Origin of the sequence: Alkalicoccobacillus porphyridii (assembly GCF_007293315.1) — a bacterium.
Lineage (GTDB): Bacteria > Bacillota > Bacilli > Bacillales > Bacillaceae_D > Alkalicoccobacillus > Alkalicoccobacillus porphyridii.
In genome coordinates, this window is the sequence record NZ_VLXZ01000003.1 from 336,030 (window position 1) to 354,461 (window position 18,432).

Annotated in this window: 19 protein-coding genes; 9 read left to right on the top strand and 10 right to left on the bottom strand. The window is 42.9% G+C overall.

Annotation, left to right across the window (positions count from 1 at the left end; all coding sequences use genetic code 11):
• Window positions 1-50: 50 nt before the first annotated feature.
• The 5 genes from FN960_RS06930 to FN960_RS06950 all read right to left on the bottom strand — a co-directional run bounded on the left by FN960_RS06930 (window position 51) and on the right by FN960_RS06950 (window position 3,425).
• Window positions 51-1,085 carry a glycoside hydrolase family protein gene (locus FN960_RS06930; protein WP_143847962.1) on the bottom strand — a complete coding sequence of 345 codons (1,035 nt, stop codon included), beginning with the start codon at window positions 1,083-1,085 and terminating at the stop codon, window positions 51-53.
• A gap of 171 nt (window positions 1,086-1,256) precedes the next feature.
• Window positions 1,257-1,829: an NDxxF motif lipoprotein gene (locus FN960_RS06935; protein WP_143847963.1), complete on the bottom strand. Its 573-nt coding sequence runs from the start codon at window positions 1,827-1,829 to the stop codon at window positions 1,257-1,259.
• 1 nt (window position 1,830) lies between these two features.
• Window positions 1,831-2,394: an HAAS signaling domain-containing protein gene (locus FN960_RS06940; protein WP_143847964.1), complete on the bottom strand. Its 564-nt coding sequence runs from the start codon at window positions 2,392-2,394 to the stop codon at window positions 1,831-1,833.
• Window positions 2,381-2,710, bottom strand: coding sequence for a PadR family transcriptional regulator (locus tag FN960_RS06945; protein WP_143847965.1), 330 nt, complete (start codon window positions 2,708-2,710; stop codon window positions 2,381-2,383). The genes FN960_RS06940 and FN960_RS06945 overlap by 14 nt, the downstream gene beginning before the upstream one ends.
• Window positions 2,711-2,864: 154 nt before the next feature.
• Window positions 2,865-3,425 (bottom strand): pyridoxamine 5'-phosphate oxidase family protein, encoded by a 561-nt coding sequence (locus FN960_RS06950; RefSeq protein ID WP_143847966.1) that lies wholly within the window; start codon window positions 3,423-3,425, stop codon window positions 2,865-2,867.
• Window positions 3,426-3,556: 131 nt separating this feature from the next.
• Between FN960_RS06950 and FN960_RS06955 the strand changes: the two genes are divergently transcribed.
• Both FN960_RS06955 and FN960_RS06960 read left to right on the top strand, forming a co-directional pair.
• Window positions 3,557-4,444 (top strand): LysR family transcriptional regulator, encoded by an 888-nt coding sequence (locus FN960_RS06955; protein ID WP_143847967.1) that lies wholly within the window; start codon window positions 3,557-3,559, stop codon window positions 4,442-4,444.
• Window positions 4,445-4,460: 16 nt separating this feature from the next.
• On the top strand, window positions 4,461-5,000 hold the full coding sequence (locus tag FN960_RS06960) for a helicase (protein WP_185970950.1): 540 nt from the start codon (window positions 4,461-4,463) through the stop codon (window positions 4,998-5,000).
• A 57-nt stretch (window positions 5,001-5,057) separates the two neighbouring features.
• Here FN960_RS06960 and FN960_RS06965 read toward each other — a convergent pair whose 3' ends face one another.
• The 5 genes from FN960_RS06965 to FN960_RS06985 form a co-directional block, all read right to left on the bottom strand.
• Window positions 5,058-5,393, bottom strand: coding sequence for a CPBP family intramembrane glutamic endopeptidase (locus tag FN960_RS06965; protein ID WP_143847968.1), 336 nt, complete (start codon window positions 5,391-5,393; stop codon window positions 5,058-5,060).
• Between the two features lie 158 nt (window positions 5,394-5,551).
• Entirely contained in the window at window positions 5,552-6,031 is a 480-nt protein-coding gene (locus FN960_RS06970; RefSeq protein ID WP_143847969.1) for a thioesterase family protein, read from the bottom strand.
• Window positions 6,024-6,989 carry a 3-hydroxyacyl-CoA dehydrogenase NAD-binding domain-containing protein gene (locus FN960_RS06975; RefSeq protein WP_143847970.1) on the bottom strand — a complete coding sequence of 322 codons (966 nt, stop codon included), beginning with the start codon at window positions 6,987-6,989 and terminating at the stop codon, window positions 6,024-6,026. Before FN960_RS06975 ends, FN960_RS06970 begins: the two co-directional genes overlap by 8 nt.
• Before the next feature lie 16 nt (window positions 6,990-7,005).
• On the bottom strand, window positions 7,006-7,890 hold the full coding sequence (locus tag FN960_RS06980) for a beta-keto acid cleavage family enzyme (protein WP_143847971.1): 885 nt from the start codon (window positions 7,888-7,890) through the stop codon (window positions 7,006-7,008).
• On the bottom strand, window positions 7,887-8,312 hold the full coding sequence (locus tag FN960_RS06985) for a hypothetical protein (RefSeq protein ID WP_143847972.1): 426 nt from the start codon (window positions 8,310-8,312) through the stop codon (window positions 7,887-7,889). Before FN960_RS06985 ends, FN960_RS06980 begins: the two co-directional genes overlap by 4 nt.
• A gap of 300 nt (window positions 8,313-8,612) precedes the next feature.
• On the opposite strand from FN960_RS06985, the gene FN960_RS06990 reads away from it, so the two are divergent.
• The 7 genes from FN960_RS06990 (at window position 8,613) to FN960_RS07025 (ending at window position 18,123) form a co-directional block, all read left to right on the top strand.
• Window positions 8,613-9,596 carry a TAXI family TRAP transporter solute-binding subunit gene (locus FN960_RS06990; RefSeq protein WP_143847973.1) on the top strand — a complete coding sequence of 328 codons (984 nt, stop codon included), beginning with the start codon at window positions 8,613-8,615 and terminating at the stop codon, window positions 9,594-9,596.
• Complete coding sequence (locus FN960_RS06995; RefSeq protein ID WP_143847974.1) at window positions 9,586-10,059, top strand: DUF1850 domain-containing protein; 474 nt, start codon at window positions 9,586-9,588, stop codon at window positions 10,057-10,059. Before FN960_RS06990 ends, FN960_RS06995 begins: the two co-directional genes overlap by 11 nt.
• Complete coding sequence (locus FN960_RS07000; protein ID WP_143847975.1) at window positions 10,056-12,098, top strand: TRAP transporter permease; 2,043 nt, start codon at window positions 10,056-10,058, stop codon at window positions 12,096-12,098. The genes FN960_RS06995 and FN960_RS07000 overlap by 4 nt, the downstream gene beginning before the upstream one ends.
• A gap of 574 nt (window positions 12,099-12,672) precedes the next feature.
• Window positions 12,673-14,217 (top strand): AbgT family transporter, encoded by a 1,545-nt coding sequence (locus tag FN960_RS07010; protein WP_143847977.1) that lies wholly within the window; start codon window positions 12,673-12,675, stop codon window positions 14,215-14,217.
• Between the two features lie 28 nt (window positions 14,218-14,245).
• The gene (locus FN960_RS07015; protein ID WP_143847978.1) at window positions 14,246-15,556 is read left to right on the top strand and encodes an amidohydrolase; all 1,311 of its coding nucleotides are present in this window, start codon (window positions 14,246-14,248) and stop codon (window positions 15,554-15,556) included.
• Window positions 15,557-15,569: 13 nt separating this feature from the next.
• A complete protein-coding gene (locus tag FN960_RS07020) occupies window positions 15,570-16,835 on the top strand; it encodes a M20 family metallo-hydrolase (RefSeq protein WP_143847979.1) in 1,266 nt (421 codons plus the stop codon).
• Entirely contained in the window at window positions 16,825-18,123 is a 1,299-nt protein-coding gene (locus FN960_RS07025) for a hypothetical protein (RefSeq protein WP_143847980.1), read from the top strand. Before FN960_RS07020 ends, FN960_RS07025 begins: the two co-directional genes overlap by 11 nt.
• The last annotated feature ends 309 nt before the right edge of the window (window positions 18,124-18,432 follow it).

Sequence of the window (18,432 nt, forward strand, 5' to 3'; positions counted from 1 at the left end):
CCGTTTTTACAGAAGGTTCCTTTAAACATACACATTCATAGATGGTCAGCCTAGTTATTTTCATTAAATACATTATTCGACAACTTTAAAAATTGATTTAAAGAGGTATCAAGTTGAACTCTCTCTTTATCAGTATTTGCCTTCGCTAGCGCAATTTTTGTACTTCCTCGCTGTCCCGCCTCATAGATCATATACAATTTATCCTCTGAATAGATAAATGAACGTGACGCAGCACGGCCATTTTCAGGAGTTGATTCAATAGGCTGATAAAAAGATCCAAGATGAACTTCTTGATCAAAGTTCTCTCCAACATCTACAACATACTGGTTTCCAGAGCTTCCATGGACGGTAACATAATGATTCCCTTCATAAGGGAAGTAATAAGCGCCTGATAAATTACCACCTTGTCCTGTTATTGGCGAAATAAGAGGCTCTTGCTGTGTTTCCCAATTCCGACCATCATCAGACCAAGCTAAATAGATCTTACGTGTCTCTTGATTGTTTCCCATTAACATCATAATGTATTGATTGTTTTTTCCAGAAAGCTCATACTCGAATACCCTCGCATAAGAAGCCTCACTAATGTCGGAAAAATCAGATGTGTCGACCACTGTTTGTTCATAATCAAAATGAATACCATCTTCAGACGAAGCTAAACGAGTCTCAGTATTTTCTCCATGAAAATACATAAACAACTTCTCTTCCTCTGAGTTCCAAATTGGATGAGCGGATGCTACATGAGATACGCTATAATGGGGCTCCCAATTACGTTCAATAATTGGGTTATTGCTGTACTCTGTCCATGGACCTTCTATAGAATCCGCATAAGACATTGCGATGCCACCAGGACCATCATGAGGTCCATAATACATATAATACTCTCCCAATGGCTCCTCAAAATAATCAGTAGCTCGTATGACAGAAGGGAAATCATACTCTCCAGTTGGATTATATTCCATTTCTGAAGGCTCAATAAGTGTTTTCATGTACTCAAAGTTCGGCATCTCATGAGCTTTTGCATCATTAATACCTATTATAAGTATTAACAACACAGACATTGTAATCGCTTTCAGAAATACTCTCATAAATACACTCCTCTCTAATTTAATTAACCATATCAATTAATGTCTACTTTTTTAATTCTCATATTTTAAGATTTAGTAGTGTTATGATTAGATTTGGCCATACTAAGATTATTCAATCCAACTATTGAAAAAGCCAATCCATAAATTGCGGATTAGCCCTAAATCATCCTATTATTCAAACACGTTCGTCTTAATCCCCTTCTCCTCAAGAAACTTCTCTATCTTCGCCTGTTCACCTCCATTCACAATGTCAGGCGTGCTTCCTATACCTTTGAGATTATTTATGGAAATCTCTCCATCAGTTAGTTCATCTATCGTGTCATCAAACTCAATAAAGTACTGATTTAGCGTTGAGATATAGTTACTGATATGCTCTGACTCGTTCTGATAACCCTCTGGTAGAGTGTTTGTTGAAATGTATGTAGAGAAATTCTCATCGTTTTTTTGGAGTAATGAATTAATTTCCTGATAGGCTTCTTTTTCTTTCTTATCTAGCTTTCTATCTGAATCTAATATCTCTTCATATAGATATCTTGCTCTATGTAAATCTCCGCTGCTGTCCAAATAAGTTTTTAGGTTACCCTTTATTTCAACTTCAGTAATAGAATCATTGGTTTGATTCGTCTCAAAGATTTCAATATCCTCTATATTCTTAATTTCTATACTCTCAGCTTCTACCGTTTCTGTTTGATTACAAGCGCCTAAGATCACGACGCTGAGTAATCCAAGTAGTAATTTCCTCATATTACCCTCTCCCTTTTAACATCGCCATATTCCATTTAAGATGGTTGATGAATAGTTTCATAAACGCTTTTGCGATGTAATAACCAACTACTGCTAATAAAGAGCCTATCACAACCCCTTTTATAACCTCATACACCTCGTGCATGCCAATAGTGTGGAACCCATTCACAATTCCCATCACAATTAAAATGATTGGGGATGCAATCATAATAGGAACACCAATGATAAAAGCCAATATGATTGGTGAGAAAATTAGCAGCAAAAATAAGCTACCGATTACCATCATAAAATTCATTATACTTAAACCCATAATTGATAATACGGCGTTCGAAATGTTTTTGAAGCTCTTTTTGTCTTCCACCTTTTGCATGGCATAATCTGCATTTAATTCTTTTGCAATGTCTTTGGGATCGCCTAGATTCCTTGATATGTTTTCTTCACTCTCTTGTTCACTTGCACCCTCTACATAGTGCAGTGCATAATCGTCGAGAATATCTTTCTTTTCTTGGGCAGACATATACTTAAGGTTCTTTTTTAATAGGTTCAAAAACTCATCCTTGTTCATTTTGTTCATTCTCCTTGATAAAAAAGTTGATGATGTCAGTAAACTCTTTCCACTCTGACTTCAGCGCAGCAAGCTTACACTTTCCTAAACTTGTTATGCTGTAGTACTTTCTAGAAGGACCATCCGTAGAAGCTTGAAGATACGTAGTTACGTATTCTTCGTTTACCAGCCTACGTAAGATTGGATATACAGTTCCTTCTGTAATATCCATTCGACCTGATATTTTCTTTACTAGAGAATAACCATACTCGTCATTCTGATTAATGATTAATAAAACCACTAACTCTAAGACACCTTTTTTAAACTGAACATTCATAAATAACCACCATTACTAATTTATGTTTATAGTATAACCCCTAGTACTATGTAATGCAATGTAGTGAAGTAAAAAACTACTTGCATTTCAGATTAATAGTTACTAAAAAATAGAAAAATATCGCAAATGAATACTTCATTTGCGGATTTGCACGTTATTTCTGAACCTGTTTTCCAATCGGCGTCAGGATACCATCCATGCTATGCGTGTTTTTCTTTTTGCGATAGGCTTTTATCTCTTCATCTGATTTGTTATTTGTCCACTGCACAAGGGTGTCACGTTCCCCCTCGTATGTGTAAAAGGGAATGCTGAAGCCACAGGAGGTTTTCACGGTGTCTATTTTTGCTCTTATAATTTGCCGCGCACCGGGTAGCATGTCAAAATGCGGTGCAAGTTCATGCCATTCAGATGTGTTAGGCAGGATCACCTCGGCTCTGCCGTAAAGGCGTAGGATCATCGGAGCCCCTTCAAAAGCCATAAACATGATAGTCATGCGGCCGTTCTCGGTTATATGAGCACTTGTTTCATTGCCGCTCCCCGTTAAATCAAGGTATGCCACTTCATTTGTAGATAAGATACGAAAGGAATCATAGCCTTTGGGAGAGATGTTGACGTTTCCTTCCTCGCTTAATGGGGCTGAGCCAACAAAGAAGACCCGTTGCCTGGTTATAAATGCTTCATGAGCTGGTAGGATAGATTCATATGTTTTTGCCATTAGAATGCCTCCTTGTAAATGCCTTTTATTTGTAACTATACGTTTAGTGTATGATAGACATATAGATAAAAATAATATATATATTTTAATTATTCATAACTTTTATTTATGTATTAGGAGGCAGGCATTCTATGAATCTGCATGGCTTACGGTTGTTTTACCATGTTGTCCAGGAAGGAAGTATCACAAGAGCTGCCGAGGTGCTTCACATTAGTCAGCCGGCTGTTTCAAGTCAACTAAAGGTCTTTGAAGCGGAAATGGGTGTCTCCTTATTTACTAAAGAGGGGAGAAAGCTGCAGGTCACTCCTTTTGGTATGAAGTTAGCAGAGAAATCAAAAACGTTATTTGCTGTTGAGCACCATATCGAATCATTTATTGATGATTACCATCATGCCAGAACCGGCCATATACATATTGCCGCTACCTATTTACCAGCCAACTTTATGCTTCCAAAGTGGGCTGGTGCGTTTAAAGCGAAGTTTCCAGAAGTTGATTTAACCATTGAAACAAGTAATTCGAACGATGCCTTTTTACAGCTAGCTGAGTATAAAGCTGATATTGCCATGTATGCTGGCAGTCCGGAACAACGTCCAGAGCAAATTATTTGGGATGAGATGTTTGAGGATGACTTGTGGTTTGTCGTCTCTCCATCGCATCGCTTAGCAAACAAAACAGTTTCCTTAGATGAGGTGGCTGCCGAACCCTTTGTCATGCGGGAAGAAGGCAGCTCTACAAGAAGCCGCTTATATGCCATCTGCCAAGCAAATGAAGTGAGACCACCGCAAATCGCCTTGCAGTTTACCGGATTACATGAAGCTCTTTCAGCTGTGATGGCTGGCTTTGGCGTCAACTTTGTCTCTTCCTTTGCTGCAAAGGAATACGCCTCACGCGGTCGATTAGCAAGAGTATTCGTGCCGGGTATATCCGCCATCAATAAAATTGCCATTTGCACAAGAAAAAATGAGCCGCAAAGCGAGCTTGTGGAAGCTTTTATTGAGCATTGTAAAGAAATCAAATAAGGGGAGGTGCTTTGGAGTGAGCTTACAAACAGAGAATATCTATCCCAACTGTCCAATTACTATTAGAACAATTCAGTTAGGCGTCCTAACAAAATTAAAGCTTATCGAGAAGTTCCGACAACACTCTATATTACTAAATGAGGCTGGAGAGAAATTATTTGCTAGTGATCTATTTACGACCTCTGAAACTAATTATCTTTTAACGACGGTTGAATTATCTGTTGGTGACCTTGGTCTCTATGAGGGAGCAACAACCGATCAGTTATTTAAGAGAGCAAAAGATCTTAACTTGAGTTTGGGTCCCCTAGAGCTCGGTCCACTTCTTAGGCTTCAGTATCTTGATCAGCCTGAAGGATTTTTAGGAAAACCTATACGGCAAAATCAAGCTCCATTCGGCTCAATCACAATCTCATCAGAGATTCTGTCTGAGAACGATGATTTCCCTAAAGGCTTTTATATTAGAAAAATAGACGGAGCGTTATGGTTACGTGGATACCGTGCGGATCAGCTCCATGTTTGGCAAGCGGATGATCAGTTTGTCTTTTGCCGATCATAATCTCACATCGGCGGTATATAAATATTCAAGAACACGGGAACCGTCATAATGCCGATATTAACTAAGAAATGTGAAAATATCGCCCACCTTAAACTTCCTGTCGTAAAATAAATGATAGACCGGGACGATCCCGAGTATAGTCAGATTGATAATTACGTGATAATGATTATTTGCTATTGAAAATACGCCCCACGTGAATGGATGACTCAGCACAAAAAAGAGTGCAGAGTAGCACACACTTATCCATTTTGGAAACCATTCAATAGCTGCATCGAGTAAAAGCCCTCGCCAATAAAGCTCTTCAAACCAGGGATTAACGAGAGCAAACGCTAGCCAAAGATTGATAATTAAGATTAAATCAAATAAGTGATAGTTAAAAACCAAGATGAGCATCGGGAACAAACCGAATATGAATGCAAGACTGATCGATAGTTTGGAGGGTTTCGATTTCTTGACCCAGCTTGTGATTTTTTAAAGTACATGATACTTATAAAAAGAACTGTCCAATAAAAAAGCCCAGACCAAATCCATGGTCTGGACTCCTTCATCACTTATCTCTTCCTCCGAATTCCCATCGGCTGATTTGCAACTTCTGGCCATTCGTCTTTTTCAAGAAGTGGAAGCTTTGATATTTCCGTCTGAACCTCCGCTGGGAATGGGGCTGGACGACCGATACTCTGGTCCATGCCCATAACCATTTGTTCGCTTGTCGCAACGGTATTCCCTTGGTCATCTTTCATGACAAACCAAAGGTGCATGCGTTTTGGGTCAACATCAAGTAGTTTCATAGCAACATGGAGTGTTTGTCCTTGATGCACTTCTGATACATATTTGATGTGAGCTTCAAGCGTAAAAATGGTGTATTCAAGCTTTGCTATTCCTGTTGCGTCCAAGCCGATGTGAGCCATGAGAGCATCTAAGGATAGGCTAAATACTTTTGCATAGGCAGCGTCATTCATATGGCCATTATAATCGACCCAAGCCTCTTGGACGTTGCCTGTCCACACGTCTACCTCTTTTACGTTACTCATGGTGGCGCACCTCTTTCTCCGAGGGCCAGAACCCTTCTTCATCAAGGAGCTGCATCAGTTTTATCAAAAAGCGATCTCGACGTTGTTCCAGCTCTTGAACGTTGCTATCACCACTTTGGATGGCGGTACCTTCAATGACCTTGCCTCTTAATTCTTCGGTGAGTTCAGGGGCAACCAGTCTGGTCCATGGAAGCTTGAGGGCTGGGCCGAATTGCTCAAGCATATGCGCCATGCCTTTTTCTCCGCCAGCGAGATGTAGTGTTAAGAAAGGTCCCATGAGTGCCCAACGCAGCCCTGGTCCGTAGACAATTGCATTATCTACTTCTTCCGTTGTCGCTACACCATCATTGACGATATGAAGAGCCTCGCGCCAGATCGCCTCCATTAATCGATCCCCAATGTGTCCGTCAATTTCACCAGACATGACAAGGGGTTTCATGTTCATTTGATCATAAATCACTCGTGCATCCTCTAATACGGAGCGATCTGTTTTTTTCCCAGCAGCCAGTTCCACAAGTGGAATAAGATACACGGGATTAAAAGGGTGTGCGACAATCACTCGTTCTGGATGGTGAGCACAGTTTTCCTGCAGGACAGATGGCATATAGCCAGATGTGCTAGATGCGATAATAGCTGTAGCAGGTGCATACTCATCCACCTGAGAGAGCACTTGTTTTTTTAAATCCTCTCGTTCAGGTACATTTTCCTGAACAAGATCCGCGTCCTGAACAGCCTCTTCCAATGTTTCTACAAATGTCAGGTTATCAATCGAGGCATGTTCGGTCATGCCATAGTTCGTTAAGCTTTCCCACACATCATTCAGATATTTTTTTGTCTTTTCTTCTGCACTAGGAGCAGGATCAAACGCGCGAACCTTGTGTCCGTTAGCAAGGAAACGAGCAATCCACCCGTTTCCGATCACTCCAGTGCCTATAACCGCCATTGTTTTTTGTGTCATAATCTTAGACCTCTTTCTATTGATTAAACCTTTTAAGATTCAGAGCTTCGCGTGCTTCTTGAGGTGTCATTGGCTCGAGGTTGATCTCCTTTAGGACGTCTACAGCCTTATCGACTAACTGAGCATTGGTTCCAAGGACGCCTTTTTCAAGGTAAAGATTATCCTCTAAGCCCACACGAACATTTCCGCCAAGCTTTGCTGCTTCAGCTACAATCGGCAGCTGCAACCTGCCAATGCCAAACGCTGACCATGAAGATCCCTCTACAATTCGATTTTGCATATACGCAATGGTTTCAGCATCTGCTGCCGCGCCCCAAGGAATGCCTAAGCAGAATTGGTACATCGGATTCCCGTCAATTAATCCTTCACTAATCAATTGATTGGCTAATCGAATCTGGCCGGTATCAAATACCTCCAACTCCGGTTTAACTCCGCTCTCTTGAATGAGCTTTGCATGCTCACGTAACCAGTTTGCTGGGCCAAGATAGATTTGGTCACCGAAGTTTAAGCTTCCACAGTCCAATGTACAAATTTCCGGAAGCAATGCCCCTACAGGCTCATGCCTCTCTGAAGGTGTTTGGATATCACTACCCGCTCCCGCTTGATATGGGTTTTCAGGATCTGGGATAAAATCTCCCCCGCCTCCAGCCGTGATATTTAGAATGACATCTGTTTCATGCTCACGAATACGTTCCACTACTTCACGGAATAAGGCAAGATCATGACTGAGCTGCCCCGTCTGTGGATCACGTACGTGAATATGGGCGATGGCTGCCCCTGCCTTTGCTGATTCAATCGCCGCTTCTGCAATTTCCTTCGGTGTTACCGGTACATGTGAGCTTTTTTCCGTTGTGTCTCCAGCCCCTGTGACCGCCGCTGTAATGATTCTTTTATTATTCATGAATGTATGCCTCCCTGATTATGTTTCAACGTAGTTTCTTTAAACGGCAGAATGGTAAAAATCTCCCCGCTCTCAAAAAATTCTACTAACCTCTCAACCCAATGGTAATAAGCAACCCAATCGTCTAGCTCCTTGTTAAGTGAGTGGATTCTATTCTGCACTTCAATAGAAGGCTCCCCTTCAATAGACTCCTCGAGCCCGTTAATACGCTCTCGCAACCTTCGTTCGAGCATACTATTTTCTTTAGATACTTCCTTCCAATTAGAAGTTAGAACAGAAATAAATGCATGAATATGGTCTTCTTCATCTATCTCTAATAACTTCATCGATTTCAGTTTTGCCCCAGATGGTCCTAGAGGCTCCATCTCGTTCTCTACTTGCTTTAGCTTTGCTACTAATTGTTCATTTGATATCGAGTTCAAACAAGATCTCCTCTCACTATTGCAACCCATAAAAAATACATGCAGTTTGTAAAGTTATTATTGCACGAATTTTATCAAATAGTTATCTTTTTTTCAACCGAAACCATGTGCTCAGCTAGATATGTAGAAAAATTTCCACCAATCGTTTCTGAGGATTACTAGAAGTAGCTATAAGAGTGACAATGTTCACCTCTGGTCTGCTCACAGAAATGGTAACGATTTCAATTGACAAAGTTTTCAGTTACAAATATACTGAAAGCGCTTTATAAAATGTAAAATTGTGAAAAAAGGAGGAGTTTGATGAGGAAGAATTGGATCGCTTTACTTATGACAAGTCTAGTAATCTTCGTTCTTGCGGCTTGTGGCTCAGGGAATGATGGAGATACAGCATCAGGTGAAGGTGGCGACACCGACGGATTAGAATCAAATCTAGTAACAATTGCAACAGGTGGTGCTTCTGGCCCTTATAACATTATTGGTACAACGCTTGCTGACAATTATTCCAATACGTTTGATGTGAACTCACGTACGCAAACCACTGGAGCGTCTGCAGAGAATTTAAACTTATTGGCAGATGGGAAGGTAGAGATGGCGTTTGTGATGAGTGATGCACTAAGTCAGGCGTTAGAAGGGGAAGCAAGCTTTTCTGAGCCGTTAGAGGGTATTTCTCAAGTAGCCAATCTGTATCCGAACGTAGTGCAAATTGTCGCTCGTGCTGATGCTGGCATTGAAACCCTTGAGGACCTTAAAGGGAAGCGTATTGCGGTAGGTGACCAAGGCTCTGGAGTAGAGCTGAATGCTCGTGCGTTATTAAATGGAAATGATATCACTTATGATGATGTACAGGTCGATTATCTTGGATACGCGGAGGCAGCGGATGGTCTAAACGCAGGTCGTATTGATGCCGCCTTCTTAACGAGTGGTCTGCCAAATGCATCAGTACTAGAGCTATCTGAGACATTAAATATTAATATCGTTAAAGTGCTTCCAGAGCAGGTCGAGGCCATCGTAGATGAGCATCCGTACTTTGTATCACTTGAAATTCCAGAGGGCACCTATGACAACGAGGAAGCCATTCCAACAGCTGCTGTGCCAAATGCGCTTGTTGTCCGTAGTGACCTGAGTGATGATGATGTGTATAAGCTAACAAAAGAGTTCTTTGAGAATCTTGATACATTAGCAAACTCTCATCAGGCGGCTTCTGAGATTTCAATTGATCATGCACAAGAGGGATTAATTGCCCCGTTACACCCTGGAGCAGAACAATACTTCGATGAGCAGTAAAAAAAAGAAAATCTGGATTGGGAGTGCGTTTCTCATCGCGCTCCCTCTTCTTCTGTTTTACCGCCTGCCTGTGATTGAAATCTCAGGGGAAGAGTCTTCTTATTTTATTCGTGAGGATGAGTTTGAGCTCGGCTGGATTCACTCAATCGAAAAAGAAGAATGGGTCGAACATTATGAAAGACAACAAGACATACTCGTTCTAACTGAGACCCACTTTAAAACCTTTGGGGCCGGGACACCTTATCAAGGAGAGGAAACGACTACAGAAGACGGGTTTATACGTATGGCGCTGAACATTGAACACGAAGAATTAAACGTTACAATTTCTGAGCACGTTCAAACGACCCTGTTTATTCTTGATCGCGAAGTACCCCTATATCATTGTTTTGAACAATATGAATCAGTGACAATAAAAGCAAGGAATCTAGCATTATGGGAATATAAAAGGGGGGAATTCTTATGAAGAAAGATGACAAACTAGTTGAGCCTACAGCGATTGCTGATACGGAGATCCCAGATAAAGAGGTTCAAAAGGTACTTGAGAAATATGATATAGAATCTAATACGAGAAACTGGAGCAATAGGGGCCTTGTGTTGTTTTTTAGTCTATTAACGATTGGTTATGCACTATTCCATTTATATATTACCTTTTATCCACTACCAACCCTCTTACAGCGTAGCTTTCACTTAACGTTTGGGATGGCTTTGGTCTTTTTACTCTATCCAACCTATAAAAAGCAGGATCGCACGAAAATTCCATTTTACGACTGGATTTTGTTTGCCTTAAGTATTGGCTCGTGTATTTATTTATTTAACGTCTACCAAGAAATTGTGACTACTCGAGGCGGCGTAGCTAGTACAACAGATATTTTGATGGCGATCTTAACCGTCATTTTAGTCTTTGAAGCGGCACGGAGAGTAACCGGGTGGATCCTACCTATCCTCGCCTTCTTATTCTTACTGTATCCGTTCTTTAGCCATCAGGATTGGCTTCCAAGGATGTTGCTGACAAGGCCATTTGACTTTGCTGACATCTTTGGACAGATGTATACAAAAACAGAAGGCCTATTCTCGACAGCCATCGGGGCATCCGTGCAGTTTATCTTCTTATTTATTTTATTTGGAGCCTTCCTAGCCAAATCAGGCATGGGGAAATTCTTTAACGACCTAGCTTTAGCTCTAGCCGGTCATAAGCAGGGTGGACCTGCAAAGGTAGCGGTGCTATCGAGTGCGATGATGGGTTCAGTCAATGGCTCAGCTGTCGGAAACGTTGTAAGTACAGGGGCCTTTACGATCCCACTTATGAAAAAAATCGGCTACGACAAAAACTTCTCCGGAGCCGTTGAAGCCAGCTCCTCCATTGGTGGACAGATCCTCCCACCTATTATGGGAGCCAGTGCCTTCATCATGGCTGAAACAACAGGCATTTCCTATGGAACGATTGCCCTGGCAGCGATCATTCCAGCGTTTCTATTTTTTATTACTAGTATTATGCAGGTTCACTATCGTGCAGGACGTTCCAACCTTAGAGGTTTACCAAAAGCCGACCTTCCTGAAGTGAAAAAAGTTATGAAGCAGGGCTGGCATTTGATGATCCCGCTCATCAGCTTAATCATTATGCTATTTTCAGGAGTGCCTGTATCCTACGCAGCCTTCTATACCATTCTTGTATCAGTGGCAGCTTCCTGGATTCGTAAGCACACTAGAATGTATCCAAAGGACATCCTAAAAGCATTAGAAACCGGAACAAGACAAGCCCTATCCACGATCATTGCGTGTGGAGTTGTTGGGATTGTGATTGGTGTCGTGAACTTAACAGGCTTTGGCGCTACACTGACATCAGCCATCACTAGCCTTGGTCAAGGATCACTATTGTTAACGTTAATCTTAACAATGCTTGCATCTCTTGTACTTGGAATGGGCCTACCTTCCATCCCGGCTTATATTATTACAGCTACGATGGCAGCGCCAGCTCTAGCGACATTTGATGTACCCATTCTTGTGGCGCACTTATTTGTGTTCTACTTTGGAATTTTTGCGAATATCACGCCTCCAGTAGCCCTAGCATCCTTTGCTGCATCTGGCCTGGCGGGAGGAGACCCCATGCGAACGAGTATTATCTCACTGAGATTATCCGTTGCGGGCTTCCTCGTCCCATTTGTTTTTGTCTATAATCATTCGATGCTGTTAATTGATGCAACCGGACTACCGGCTAATACAACCGAGTTCGCCTTTGCCTCGATACCAGATATCGCCTTTGTTCTCATCACGTCGACCATCGCCGTTATTGCTATTAGTGCAGCGGTAGAAGGCTACATTAGAACAAACCTAGGCGTGATCAACCGACTCGTTTTAGGAGCGGCCTCTGTACTTGCGATCGTGCCAGAAATGGTATCGAGCATAATTGGCATTGCCGTGATTATTGTGATTTATGTGTTGAATTACATGAAAGCAAAGAAGGATCAAGATCCGCCGGTTGGGGTGGCGTCGAGTCAGGCATAAATTTATATGAATGAAGAAAGCTAGAAGCGAATGCCGCTTCTAGCTTATCTTTTGCTGACTGTGACGACCGAAAAAAAACTGGCTCACTCCGTCCGTTAAATTGAGTCAGAGATTGAAACTATAAGGGCTAAATCCTTATTCAACAACATCTTTAAGCTGGTTAATTTCAATTGGGGCATTCATTACAACATAATAAGTGCCACTACTATAATGAATAACACGACCTTCGTAAATACCTAGCCATACCGACTTATTTTTCATATTAAATGTAATATGAACTCCATTTTCTTTTGATACATCCTCATTCCATTCATCATCTTTCAATCTTTTTATATTGTATTGACTTAAAAAATCTACTAACTCATTTGCAAAAATTCCGTTTCATTCACACAACCATTTGTTAGGAAAAGAATGAACGTGAGACATGTTAAAGAGCTTTGTATCATATCCTCATGTCAGATTACCTGCTTAGAAAATTTATAATTATTAGATTTTTAATTGGAATCAAGAATTGAATGTGCTATTTTTATTTAAAGAACAATTAAAGACAATTGCTTAAAAAGAGGTGTATAATATGAATAATAGCGATAGTTCAAAGGGTTCAACGGTTTTTACGAGGGCGTTGGACTGGATTGAAAAGGTAGGTAACAAGCTTCCTCATCCGTTTATGCTCTTTGTTTATTTAGCATTGGGGGTCATTTTAATTTCCTCCGTCATCGGCTGGTATGGGGTGAGCTTTGAGGATCCTCAGTCAGGGGAGACGATTGCGGTTCAGCCGCTGCTATCTGTAGATGGGCTTGAATACATTCTGTCGTCGATGCTTAGCAATTTCACTGGCTTTGCTCCACTTGGTCTCGTTTTAGTGATGATGTTTGGGATCGGGCTAGCTCAAAAGGTTGGCTTAATGGAGACATTCATGAAGAAGACCATTCTTCAGGCACCGAAACGACTTGTGACGTATGCTGTTATTTTTACAGGCGTACTCGGAAATCTAGCCTCTGATGCAGCGTTTGTCATTGTTCCTCCCTTGGCTGCGATGGTCTTTTATTCTATTGGTCGTCATCCACTTGTAGGGATTGCAGCTGGATTTGCTGGGGTAGGGGCAGGATTTACAGCGAACATCATGATTACGGGAACCGATGCTCTGCTTTCGGGGATCACTACGGAAGTCGCTCAGACGGTGAATCCGGAGATCGTGGTTTCACCAGTTGATAACTATTATTTCATGGCCTCTTCGGTCATCATGCTTGTGGTGGTTGGCGCATGGATTACCGAGCGTATTATTGAGCCGAGGTTAGGTACATATGATTCGAAGCTAGGCGATGACTCTGTGACCTCAGATGAGATTGAGCAGATTACGCCAGAAAAGAACCGAGCGCTTCGCAATGCAGGAATCTTTGGTCTGCTCTACGTACTCATCGTAGCAACAACGATTGTTCCGGCTAATGGCATTCTCAGAGGTGAAGATGGTGGCTTTTTGAATTCACCGTTTCTTAGCAATATTATTCCGATCATTCTTTTCTTCTTTATTATTATTGCGGTTGCTTATGGAGTATCTGTTAAAGCGATTAAGAAGCCTGGAGATGTACCAGACTATATGGCGTCTGCGATCAAGGATATGTCAGGCTACATTGTCCTAATCTTTGCAGCCTCTCAGTTTATTGCGTATTTTGGGTGGACGAACTTATCTTCCTTTCTCGCTGTGTCTGGAGCAGACGCCTTAATTTCTGCTAACTTTACAGGCATGCCAGTCATTATCGGCTTTATCCTGCTCGCCACCATCCTGAACTTATTTATCTTTAGTGGCTCTGCCCAGTGGGCGTTAATGGCCCCAATTTTTGTGCCGATGTTTATGTATTTGGATTACAATCCGGCCTTTGTGCAGCTGGCTTACCGGATTGCGGACTCATCCACAAATGTGATTACGCCTTTAAATCCATATGTGCCGATTATTTTAGCGTTAATGAAACGCTATGACTCTCGTTCTGGTTTTGGGACATTGTTCTCGATCATGCTTCCGTATTCCCTCATCTTCTTAGGACTTTGGATTACGATTATGATTGTATGGACGCTCATTGGCTTGCCAATCGGACCTGGTGTAGGCATGTATCTAAACTAAGACTCTATGTAAAAGGAACGTGATATAAATGACTACGATTTCTGTCGAAAAGTGGGTCAACAACCACAGGGATCTTTTAAAAAGTTGGCGGCAAACTCGACACCAGCTTCCTGAGGTAGGTTGGACCGAGATTATCGCCACATATACAATAACGCAGCATCTAAAAAACTTACATGGACGAGTGATTTACGGGAAAGAGCTGATTGACACGAACTCAAGACAGGGCATGGTATCGGAGGTGGAGTGGCAGGAAGCGGCTACTCGGGCGGAGGAACATGGCGTCCCCGCTTCATTTATCGAAGAACTAGACACGGGGCATACTGGCGCTCTTATCCAATTTGATACGGGTAGCCCCGGCCCTCATGTGGCGTACCGATTTGATATTGATGCCTTGCCTATTAAAGAGTCTGATGATGCATCACATGAACCTAGGAAACAGGACTTTCCTTCACAGATTCCAGGAGCGATGCATGCTTGTGCCCATGATGGTCATGCGGCAATAGGCCTCGGTGTCGCAAGTTTTATCTCTGAGCACCTCAATCAACTCACTGGTACTATCACAGTCATCTTCCAACCAGCAGAGGAAGGCAGTCGCGGGGCTAAGGCAATTGTGAACAAGGGCTGGCTCGATCGTGTCGATTATTTTATAAGTGGTCATATTGGCATCTCGTCCCTCTCTGTTGGGGAGATTGCCTCCACCACCCATTCCTTTCTTGCTACAACAAAATTTAATGTCTCGTTTCAGGGCGTGTCCTCACATGCCGGTGCTAAACCAGAGGAAGGACGTAATGCCCTTCTTGCTGCAGCGACTGCAGCGACTCAGCTTCATGCGGTATCACGTCATTCCGGTGGTGCTTCACGAATTAATGTTGGCTCCCTTCACGCTGGCTCGGGTCGCAACATTATTGCCGATACAGCCGAGTTACAAGGAGAAACGCGAGGCAGTACAACGGAAATCAATGAATTCATGATCAAGGAAGCAAAGCGAATCATTCAAGCAGCCGCGCTTATGTATGATGTTGAGGCTCACATAGAGATTGTTGGCCAAGGCGAAGCAGCTGACTGTGATGAAGAGTGGAAGCAATGGATTCCCGCATCGCTTCAGGGTAGCGAACTCATTACAAACGTTCTGCCTACGATGGCAGTTGGTGCTTCTGAGGATGTGACTGTCATGATGAACCGTGTTCAACAAAATGGAGGTAAAGCTACCTATATGATCTTTGGCACTCCACTGGCAGCCGGGCACCATCATCCAGCCTTTGATTACGACGAAAATGTGCTAGCGATCGCTGTCACCGCGTGTCTTCATCCTTTAGTGACGCAAATATGGAGTAAATAGGAGGAGTATTCATATGAAAGAATGGCTACATCAACGTTTACTTGAACTTAATACAACCGATTCGATGGATCAATCAGAGGGCTTTACACGATGGGCCTATTCAGAGGACGAAGTAAAGGCCATGCAGGCTTTTAAGGACATTGCCCACTCCCTTGATATGCAGGTGGAACGCGACGAGGCTGGAAACCTGCACGCCATCTGGAACCCAGAAAAAAGTGAGGAAGCCACACTAGCCTTTGTTTCACACGTAGACACGGTAACAAATGGTGGGGGCTATGATGGGGTAGCCGGTGTGCTCTGCGGACTTGGTGTGATCAAACGTCTACAGGAGGAAGGCTTTAAACCCGAGCGTCCCATTTCCGTGATTTGCTTTGCCTCAGAGGAGTCCGATCGCTTTGGCGTCTCCACTCTTGGAAGTAAGGCCATGGCCGGTAAAATGACGAGCAAAGTCAAAGAATCGCTTGAAGGTTTACTCGATAAAGAGGGCATTTCCGTCAAAGAAGCCATTGAATCTACTGGGTTAAGCTGGAATCAGTTTGAACAGGCCGAAAAACATGAGGATAGCTACCACCATATCATCGAGCTACACATTGAACAAGGGACGCAAATTGAGGAAGCAGGAAAAGAAGTAGCCGCTGTAGAAGCAATTGCCTGCCCAATTCGTTTAATAATCACCATTGAAGGAAAAAGCAGTCACACCGGGACTACGCCGATGCACCAGAGAAAGGATGCCTTACTTGCCGCAGCTCCGATCATTAGTTTTACCGGCGAACATGCTGTGACCATTGCGGAAGAAGCGGGTGTGCCATTAGTTGCCACCGTTAGCTCTATTAACTGCTTTCCCAATGCTATGACAGTCATCCCAGGCAACGTCGAGCTTGGCATTGATATTCGCAGTGTGGATGATGATGCCAAGGAGCAGATGGCCACCGCCATCCGGGATAAGCTGTTAAGTATTGAGCAAAAATTTGGAGTGACGACAGATGTACAGGTCCTGGTCCATAACCCTTCTGTCAAACTCGACACAAAGGTTCATCAGTCTCTGTTGCAATCGATTGAGCAGACAGGGTATCTCTCGCATTCTATGAACAGTGGCGCAGGACATGATATTATGAATATGCAAACCAAATGGCCATCTGGTCTTTTATTTATCCCCTGCAAGGATGGAGTGAGTCATCATCCATCTGAACACGCGGAGCTAGAAGACCTTGAAAAAGGAGTTAAGGTTATGACACATTACGCCAAAAAAGAAGCAGGCGGATCAACCCTTGAAGATTAAAATTGGCACCGTAGGACCAGAGGATTCCGTGGAAATTTTAATGGAAGAAGTTAAAAAACACGAAGAATTTGAAGCGGTTCCAATTTGCTATAAACAAACGAGCGACCTAATGGAGCTGATTACGAAAGATCAATCTGAGATCACCTACTGGTTGTTCTCTGGTCAGGCTCCCTATGATATGGCCGTCTCTAATGGGTTAGTAGACAGTCGTAATGCAGGCTATCCTCCGTTGTACGGGGCTAGTTTGCTGGGCCGTCTAGTACAGGGACATTATCAGGCTGGCAAGCTCTTTCAGTCGATTAGTCTGGATACCATTCAGGAAAAAGAATTAGACGAAATCAAACAAACCTTTTTGCCTCAAGAGCTCACTTTACATACGCTTTTCTACCCAGGGTACAAACCATCTGAGGACATTATAGCGTTTCATAAAGAGCTCTATGAACAAAATAAAATTGACGCGGCCTTTACCTGTATACGAGAGGTGTACATCGAGCTGCAAAAACAAGGAATTCCCTGCTACCGAGTCACTGCGACCAAGCAATCGATTCAGCAGGCCTTAAAGTACCTAAAAGAACGCGCACAGGCAGAGCTCTACAAAAAAGCGCAGATTGCCATCGTCGCCATCGACATTCGCAACCAGAATGAGAAAAAGGATGCCAGCTTCTACTCAATGAAGCAAAAATACCAAGAGCTTGACCTCAGAAGATGGCTCCTGCACTACGCCGAGAAAGTAGGCGGCTCTTACATGCAAATCGGTGATGGAACCTTCTTTATCTACACCACCCGTGGCGAATTAGAATGGCACGGAGACAGACTCTGGTTCCAGTTTATGAAGGATGCAGAATCTAATACAACGCTACAAACCAATGTTGTCATAGGCTATGGCAGAACCGCACTAGAAGCAGAAAGCAATGCAAGAAGTGCGCTGAAGGAAGCACAGGACAAAAACAGCGGCACGATCATTTACGTAGACGAGAATAAACGAAGAACCGAACACCAGCCTAACAACGAGGTTTTATCCTACGAGACCCGTCGAATCAGCCAAGAGGGCTCTGCTGATATGACGCTCAGCCCAGCAGTGATAAACAAAATCAGCTCCCTCAGTCGACACTATGACCAGGATCTAGTTACGGCCCAGGACATCTCAACCTGGCTGAATAGCTCCCTACGCAACGCCAACCGAATCCTAGCCAAACTAGAGGACATGAACCTAGCCAAACAAACCGGCGGAGAGCAATCGGGGCAAAGGGGACGACCGAGAAGAATCTATCGGTTAGATATTCATTAAAAATATGTACGAAGTAAAACACCTCTCCACTAAGCGAGAAATGAGCTCATGCACCGCTACAGGAGAAAACTTCGCTTTCCACGGGAACGGCCTCAGCCCTTGAAGTGGAAGGGCGCCACTTCAATGTCTTCAGACTCGTTCTGTTCCGTAGGAGTCTTCGTTTTCTCCTTCCGCTCATGTTCCCGGTCAGTCAAATGATCAGCATTCCATTCTAAAGAAATGAGGACTGTTTTTTTGTTGAGAAGAAGGTTCACAATCATATAAAGCTTCTTTTTCAGTAGACTTCTTTTCATCCCTCAGGTGTCGGCT

What these genes read in the sequence shown, in the direction of transcription:
- FN960_RS06930 (WP_143847962.1), bottom strand. Translation starts at nt 1,085, where the DNA reads ATGAGAGTATTTCTGAAAGCGATTACAATGTCTGTGTTGTTAATACTT.
- FN960_RS06935 (WP_143847963.1), bottom strand. Translation starts at nt 1,829, where the DNA reads ATGAGGAAATTACTACTTGGATTACTCAGCGTCGTGATCTTAGGCGCT.
- FN960_RS06940 (WP_143847964.1), bottom strand. Translation starts at nt 2,394, where the DNA reads ATGAACAAGGATGAGTTTTTGAACCTATTAAAAAAGAACCTTAAGTAT.
- FN960_RS06945 (WP_143847965.1), bottom strand. Translation starts at nt 2,710, where the DNA reads ATGAATGTTCAGTTTAAAAAAGGTGTCTTAGAGTTAGTGGTTTTATTA.
- FN960_RS06950 (WP_143847966.1), bottom strand. Translation starts at nt 3,425, where the DNA reads ATGGCAAAAACATATGAATCTATCCTACCAGCTCATGAAGCATTTATA.
- FN960_RS06955 (WP_143847967.1), top strand. Translation starts at nt 3,557, where the DNA reads ATGAATCTGCATGGCTTACGGTTGTTTTACCATGTTGTCCAGGAAGGA.
- FN960_RS06965 (WP_143847968.1), bottom strand. Translation starts at nt 5,393, where the DNA reads ATGCTCATCTTGGTTTTTAACTATCACTTATTTGATTTAATCTTAATT.
- FN960_RS06970 (WP_143847969.1), bottom strand. Translation starts at nt 6,031, where the DNA reads ATGAGTAACGTAAAAGAGGTAGACGTGTGGACAGGCAACGTCCAAGAG.
- FN960_RS06975 (WP_143847970.1), bottom strand. Translation starts at nt 6,989, where the DNA reads ATGACACAAAAAACAATGGCGGTTATAGGCACTGGAGTGATCGGAAAC.
- FN960_RS06980 (WP_143847971.1), bottom strand. Translation starts at nt 7,890, where the DNA reads ATGAATAATAAAAGAATCATTACAGCGGCGGTCACAGGGGCTGGAGAC.
- FN960_RS06990 (WP_143847973.1), top strand. Translation starts at nt 8,613, where the DNA reads ATGAGGAAGAATTGGATCGCTTTACTTATGACAAGTCTAGTAATCTTC.
- FN960_RS06995 (WP_143847974.1), top strand. Translation starts at nt 9,586, where the DNA reads ATGAGCAGTAAAAAAAAGAAAATCTGGATTGGGAGTGCGTTTCTCATC.
- FN960_RS07000 (WP_143847975.1), top strand. Translation starts at nt 10,056, where the DNA reads ATGAAGAAAGATGACAAACTAGTTGAGCCTACAGCGATTGCTGATACG.
- FN960_RS07010 (WP_143847977.1), top strand. Translation starts at nt 12,673, where the DNA reads ATGAATAATAGCGATAGTTCAAAGGGTTCAACGGTTTTTACGAGGGCG.
- FN960_RS07015 (WP_143847978.1), top strand. Translation starts at nt 14,246, where the DNA reads ATGACTACGATTTCTGTCGAAAAGTGGGTCAACAACCACAGGGATCTT.
- FN960_RS07020 (WP_143847979.1), top strand. Translation starts at nt 15,570, where the DNA reads ATGAAAGAATGGCTACATCAACGTTTACTTGAACTTAATACAACCGAT.